The organism is Streptomyces sp. NPDC057654, assembly GCF_042800135.1.
Taxonomy (GTDB): Bacteria; Actinomycetota; Actinomycetes; order Streptomycetales; family Streptomycetaceae; genus Streptomyces.
Map to the genome: position 1 here is coordinate 1 of NZ_JBHVHQ010000462.1, position 6,725 is coordinate 6,725.

At 73.9% G+C, this 6,725-nt stretch carries 5 protein-coding genes; all 5 read right to left on the reverse strand.

Annotated features, from left to right (window positions below):
• Nucleotides 1-23: 23 nt before the first annotated feature.
• Nucleotides 24-1,925, reverse strand: a complete 1,902-nt coding sequence (gene dnaG, locus ACFU99_RS27825; protein ID WP_384397021.1) for a DNA primase — start codon at nt 1,923-1,925, stop codon at nt 24-26.
• A gap of 59 nt (nt 1,926-1,984) precedes the next feature.
• On the reverse strand, nt 1,985-2,464 hold the full coding sequence (locus tag ACFU99_RS27830; protein WP_384397023.1) for a GNAT family N-acetyltransferase: 480 nt from the start codon (nt 2,462-2,464) through the stop codon (nt 1,985-1,987).
• 10 nt (nt 2,465-2,474) lie between these two features.
• Nucleotides 2,475-3,737 carry an NAD(P)/FAD-dependent oxidoreductase gene (locus ACFU99_RS27835; protein WP_384397026.1) on the reverse strand — a complete coding sequence of 421 codons (1,263 nt, stop codon included), beginning with the start codon at nt 3,735-3,737 and terminating at the stop codon, nt 2,475-2,477.
• Between the two features lie 162 nt (nt 3,738-3,899).
• Nucleotides 3,900-5,162 carry an alkene reductase gene (locus ACFU99_RS27840; RefSeq protein WP_384397028.1) on the reverse strand — a complete coding sequence of 421 codons (1,263 nt, stop codon included), beginning with the start codon at nt 5,160-5,162 and terminating at the stop codon, nt 3,900-3,902.
• 105 nt (nt 5,163-5,267) lie between these two features.
• The gene (locus ACFU99_RS27845; RefSeq protein ID WP_384397031.1) at nt 5,268-6,596 is read right to left on the reverse strand and encodes a deoxyguanosinetriphosphate triphosphohydrolase; all 1,329 of its coding nucleotides are present in this window, start codon (nt 6,594-6,596) and stop codon (nt 5,268-5,270) included.
• Nucleotides 6,597-6,725: the final 129 nt, after the last annotated feature.

The following is a 6,725-nucleotide window of genomic DNA, read 5'->3' on the forward strand; positions in this document are numbered from 1 at the left end:
CTCAAGGTCCGCCGGCGCGGTGGTCAGAGCGCGTCCGCGCCGCGTTCGCGCAGGGCCTGTCCGTACTGCTGGAGGACCCACAGTTCGTTCTGGACGGCGGCGAGGTGGTCGGGGGCGGCCTGGGCGCCGAGGCGGACCATGTTCGCCGTCACGTCCGCTACGCGGCGCTCCACGGCTCGCAGCCGGACCTGTACGAGCTGGACGCCCGCGTACGCCTCGTCGACGGTGCGGCTGTGGATCGCCTCGACTGCCAGCTCGGTGACCATGGCGCGCACGGTGTTGTCGGGGGCCGCCTCGCGCACTCGCGCGAGGTAGTCGTCGGCGGCCTGGGTCACGCCGCCGGCCTCCTCGATGGTGCGGCGCACGGCCACGTACGGATCGGCGGTGAACTCGTCCTCGCCGTACGCGTCGAAGGCGGGGGCGACCAGTTCGGGGCGCTGGAGGGCCAGCTTGAGCAGCTCGCGCTCGGTGCGGTGGGCGGGGCTGCGCAGGTTCAGGGCGGGGCCGCGCTGTACGGGGGCGGCCTGCTGTGCGGGCGGGGCGCCGCGGGGCGCGCGGCCGCCCTGGTCGGCTCCGGGGCGCTGGCCGCGCTCGCGGGCCCAGCGGGCGAGCTGGCCGACGCGGCGGACCACGAACTGGGTGTCGAGGATGCCGAGCATGCCGGCGAGCACCACCGCGTACTCGTGCTGGATGGAGCTGTTCTTGATGCCCGCGACGATGGGCGCGGCGGCCTCCAGAGCGGCGGCGCGGCCCTCGGCGGTGTCGAGGTTGTGGCGGCCGACGACCTGCCGGATCGCGAAGGCGAAGAGCGGCGTACGGGTCTCCACCAGCCGCTGCACGGACTCGTCGCCCTCGGCGAGCCGCAGATCGCAGGGGTCCATGCCGCCCGGTGTGATGGCGATGGACGTCTCGGCGGCGAACTTCTGGTCGTCCTCGAAGGCCCGCAGGGCGGCCTTCTGCCCGGCCGCGTCGCCGTCGAAGGTGAAGACGACCTCGGCGCTCGCGTTGTCCATCAGCAGCCGGCGGAGGATCTTGATGTGGTCGCCCGCGAAGGCCGTGCCGCAGGTCGCGATGGCGGTGGTGACGCCCGCCAGGTGGCAGGCCATGACGTCCGTGTAGCCCTCGACGACGACGGCGCGGCTGGTCTTGGCGATGTCCTTCTTGGCGAGGTCGATGCCGTAGAGAACGTGCGACTTCTTGTAGAGCGGGGTCTCGGGGGTGTTGAGGTACTTGGGGCCGTTGTCGTCGTCGCGGAGCTTGCGGGCGCCGAAGCCGATGCACTCGCCGGTGATGTCGCGGATGGGCCACATCAGCCGACCGCGGAAGCGGTCGATGGGGCGGCCGCCCCGGCTCTCCTGGGCGAGCCCGGAGAGGATCAGCTCCTTGTCGCTGAAGCCCTTGCCGCGCAGGAAGCGTGTGAGGTGGTCCCAGCCGGCGGGGCTGTAGCCGACGCCGAAGTGCTGGGCGGCGGCCTGGTCGAAGCCGCGGCTCGCGAGGAACTTGCGGCCGATCTCGGCCTCGGGGCTGTCGAGCTGCTCGACGTAGTAGAGGGCCGCGGCCCGGTGCGCCTCGACCAGGCGGATGCGCTCGCCCTGCTGGCGGCCGGGGGTGTAGCCGCCCTCCTCATAGCGCAGGGTGATGCCCGCGAGGCCCGCGAGGCGCTCGATGGTCTCGGCGAAGGAGAGGTGGTCGATCTTCATGACGAAGTCGACGGTGTCCCCGCCCTCCTGGCAGCCGAAGCAGTAGAAGAGCCCCTTGGACGGGCTGACCTGGAACGACGGCGACTTCTCGTCGTGGAAGGGGCAGAGGCCCTTGAGATTGCCGCCGCCCGCGTTCCGCAGCTGGAGGTACTCGGAGACCACGGCGTCGATCGGGACCGCGTCCCGGACCGCCCTCACATCGTCATCGTTGATCCTGCCTGCCACGCGTGAAGTCTACGGCCGGGGTCCGACACTCCCGAACCGCCGGGCTCCCCCGCCCCGGCTCAGCCGCCGACCTCGATCGTGAAGACGTGGTGCGGGCCGACCGACTCGATGACGAATTCCTCTCCGACGGCGGTGAAGCCATGGTGCTCGTAGAAGCCGCGGGCCGAGGTGCGGCCGTTGCACCAGACGGTCTCCGCGCCGCGGGCCGCGGCCTCGTCCAGGCCCGCCCGCAGCACGGCGACGCCGTAGCCGAGGCCGCGGACGGCCGGATCGCTGGCCATGCCGCGGAAGCGGTACGCGCGGTCGGCCTCGTCGGTCCCCGGAACGGGACCGTCCGGCAGCGGCTCCGCGAAGAACGTCGCGCAGCCCCGGACCGCCCCCTCCTCGTCGTACGCGGCGACATGAAAGGTGCGGCCGTCCGGGTCGCCGTCCTCGGCGAAGACGGCGGCCTCGGGCGGCAGCCCCGGCCGCAGCACCGACCGGCGCAGCTCGAAGATCTCCGCGACCGGCACCACTGCTGTACGGATGGGGAGGGTCATGCGCCCCAAGCTATTCCAGCAGCGAGGCCAGCGGGACCCCCGGGTCGGCGAGGGCCTCCGGGTCGGGGCGGACGCCCGCGCGGATGAGCTGCTGGATGGGGTCGGTGACGTCCCAGACGTTCACGTTCATCCCGGCGAGCAGCCGGCCGTCCTTGAGCCAGAAGGCGATGAACTCGCGCTTGGAAACGTCGCCGCGGCAGACCACCTGGTCGTACGAGCCGGGCGGCGCGTAACCGGAGTACTCCAGGCCGACGTCGTACTGGTCGGAGAAGAAGTACGGCACCCGGTCGTACGAGACCTCCTGGCCGAGCATGGCGCGGGCGGCGGCGGGGCCGCCGTTGAGCGCGTTGGCCCAGTGCTCGACGCGGAACCGGGCGTCGATCAGCGGGTGCTCGGCGGCGGCGACGTCGCCCGCCGCGAAGATGTCCGGGTCGCTGGTGCGCAGCGACGCGTCCACGGCGATGCCGCCGCCGCCCGTGCGGTCGGCCAGCTCCAGGCCCGCGCCCTCGGCGAGGGCGGTGCGCGGGGCGGCGCCGATGGCGGCGAGGACGTCGTGGGCGGGGTGCTCCTCGCCGTCGTCGGTGCGCACGGCGAGCACCAGGCCGTCCTGGCCGACGATCTCGGTGAGCCGGGAGCCGAAGTGGAAGCGCACGCCGTGCTCGCGGTGCAGGTCGGTGAAGAGCGCGCCGAGCTCGGGGCCGAGGACGGTGTGCAGCGGCGTCGGCTCGGACTCGACGACGGTCACCTCGGCGCCGTACGAGCGGGCGGCCGCGGCCACTTCGAGCCCGATCCAGCCGGCGCCGGCGATGACGAGGTGGCCGTTGTCGCGGCCGAGGGAGGCGAGCACGCCGCGCAGCCGCTCGGCGTGGGCGAGGCGGCGCAGGTGGTGGACGCCGGCCAGGTCGGTGCCGGGGACGTCGAGGCGGCGGGGCTCGGCGCCGGTGGCCAGCAGCAGCCGGTCGTAGTGGACGCTGGTGCCGTCGCCCAGCCGTACGGACTTGGCGGCGCGGTCGAGGTGGACGGCGGGCTGGCCGAGGTGGAGCTCGATATCGGCCTGCGCGTACCAGGACGGCTCGTGGACGAAGACGCTGTCGCGCGCCTCGTTGCCGATGAGGTAGCCCTTGGAGAGCGGCGGGCGCTCATACGGGTGCTCGCGTTCGTCGCAGATCAGTATCACCCGGCCGGTGAAACCCTCCGATCGGAGGGTTTCGGCGGCCTTGGCCCCGGCCAGGCCCCCTCCGACGATGACGAACGTCCGGTGTGCATCCACCACTTCGTGCCTCCTAGCTCGCGCAGTACGTCTGCGCCTTCCGCCCCCCGGTCCCAATCGCCAAAGCCGAGCGTCCCGCACGGAGCGTGATGCCGGAAGAGGGACTGCGCCGGACGGCTCAGAGCGATGACACACGGTGGACAGCGATGCACCGGCCCTTGCTGGTCACAGGGTGTCAGGTCCCTGTGACAGCGGTGCGCCCGGCCCGCCTGAACGGCGGTAACAGGTGGATCCCGCCCCGTCCCCCGCCTCTGCTCCCGCTCCCTCTCCCGCCCAGATCGGATAGTCGACGTAGCCGCGCTCCGCGCCGCCGTAGTGCGTGCCGCGGTCCCCTTCGGCGAGCCCGAGGCCGAGGGCGAACCGGCTGACGAGGTCGGGGTTGGCGATGAAGGGACGGCCGAAGGAGACGGCGTCGGCGACGCCCGCCTCGACGATCGCGTTCCCGCTCTCCCGGCCGAAGCCGTGGTTGGCGATCAGCGGGCCGTCGAAGAGCCGCCGGTAGCGGGCGAACGCGGCGGCGTCGGGGCGGGCCCCCGGGCCGCCCGGCGCGCGGCCTCGCAGATGGAGGTAGCCCACCCGGCGCCCGCTGAGTGCGGCGACGACGGCGTCGTAGTCGGCGAGGGTCCGGGCGTCCGCGGTGTAGGGGTACGAGGGGCACGCGCCGTGCGCGGGGGCAGAGGCCGGCCGGTCGGCGGCGGTCCAGTACGGGGACAGCCGCACGCCGACGCGGTGCGCGCTCCACGCCGCGCTCACCGCGTCGGTGACGTCGAGCAGCAGCCGGCCGGGGTCCGCGCCGTAGCCGTCCGTGCGGCGGTTCAGCCGCCGGTTGAGGAACTGCGCGAGCAGATAGACGCCGTTGGCCGCGATCTCCACGCCGTCGAACCCGGCGCGGCGCGCGTGCCCGGCCGCGGCCGCGTACGCGGCGATCGTGCGGTCGATGTCCGCGGAGGTCATCGCCCTGGGGGTGACGGTCTCCTCGCGCCCGTACGGCGTGTGGACGCTCTCGTACGGATTGACGGCCGAGGGCCCGGCGGGCAGCGCGCCCGCGAGGTGGTCGGGGTGCGAGACGGCGCCCGTATGCCAGAGCTGCGCCACGATGCGGCCGCCGAGGGCGTGGACGAGGCCGGTGACGCGGCTCCACGCGGCGGCCTGCCGCTCGGTGTACAGGCCGGGGACGCCGCCGAAGCCGATGGCCTGCTCGCCGACCCAGACGCCCTCGCTGACGATCAGCCCGGCGGCGGCCCGCTGGCCGTAGTACGCGGCGTGCAGGTCCGTCGGCGTCAGGTCGGCGTCGGTCGCGCGGGCGCGGGTGAGGGGCGCCATGACCACCCGGTTGGGGAGCCGGAGGCCGCCGATGCTCGTCGGCCGCAGCAGCGGCTGGGCATCGGCATCGGTATCGGTATCGGTGATCGGGTCGTACGGATTCACGGGCGTCGCTCTCCTCGTCGCGTCGTTTCCGGTGCCGTGAGGCTGACGGAGCGCGCCGGGGAAATGTGACCGGGGACATGTGGCCCGTGGACTGGACGGCGGGGCTCAGCGCCGGGGCGTGGAGCGGGTGGAGCCCGTGAGGCGGGTGCGCAGGGAGCGGGCGGAGGAGTCGGTGAGGGCGGCGATCTGGTCGATGACGGCGCGCAGCCGGGCCGTGTCGTCGGGCGCGGCCGTGAACAGGGAGTGGAACTGCGGGTCGAGGCCGTCGGGGGCGCGGGCGATCAGCGCCTCGGCGAGTTCGGCGATGACGACGCGCTGGTCGGCGCGGAGCTTCTGCTGGGCGGGGCGCTGCATGACGTACCGGTCGGCGACGGCTTTCAGCACGGCGCATTCGAGGCGGGTCCCGTGCGGTACGACCAGTTCGGCGCGGTAGCGGGTGAGGCGGCCGGGCCCGTACGCGGCGCGGGTCGCGCCCTCGGCGGCGAGGCAGAAGCGGCCGATGAGCTGGCTGGCGGCGTCCTTGAGACGCGCCTGGGCGACGGCCGTCCCGTCGTAGCCGTGCGGCCACCACTCCTGTTCGAGGAGGCGGTCGAGGGCGGCGGCGAGCTCCTCGGGGTCGGCGCCGGGCGCGTACCGCTCGGCGGCGACGGCGAAGATCTCGCGGCGCTCGGGCTCGGCGAGCAGGCAGTTGGGGTCGATATGGCCGGCGTGCAGGCCGTCCTCGACGTCGTGCACGGAGTACGCGACGTCGTCGGACCAGTCCATGACGTGCGCCTCGAAGCTCTTGCCGCCCTTGGGCGCGCCCTGGCGCAGCCACTCGAAGACCGGTACGTCGTCGGCGTAGACCCCGAACTTCGGCGAGGCGGGGTCCGAGGGGTGGCCGCCGCGCGCCCAGGGGTACTTGGTGGCGGCGTCCAGGGCGGCGCGGGTGAGGTTGAGGCCGACGCTGACCAGTTCGCCGCTGTCGGGGTCGGTGGTGAATCGTTTCGGTTCGAGGCGGGCCAGCAGCCGCAGCGACTGCGCGTTCCCCTCGAAGCCGCCGCAGCCCTCGGCGACCTCGTTGAGCGCCTGCTCCCCGTTGTGGCCGAACGGCGGGTGGCCGAGGTCGTGCGCGAGGCAGGCCACCTCCACCAGGTCCGGGTCGCACCCGAGGGCGGCGCCCAGCTCGCGGCCCACCTGGGCGCACTCCAGGGAGTGCGTCAGGCGCGTACGGGGGCTGGCGTCCCATGCCTGGTCGCTGGTGCCGGGCGTGACCACCTGGGTCTTCCCGGCGAGGCGGCGCAGCGCGGCGGAGTGCAGCACGCGCGCGCGGTCCCGCTGGAACGCCGTGCGGCCCGGCCGCTTGTCGGGCTCGGCGGCCCGCCGCTCCAGGTCCGACGGCTCGTATCCGCCGATGCCGGGATTTTCGGACGCGGTACGCGCTGTGCCGTTCATACCCCCGACGGTAACCGCCCCCTGTGACACGAGCGACGGCGTGCACGGCGCGGTGTCCGGTTCCCGGCGGTGCCGGTGCGCCTCCCGGCGCGGGGGATCGGTCCGTCACCGGGGCGACGGCCCCGCGCC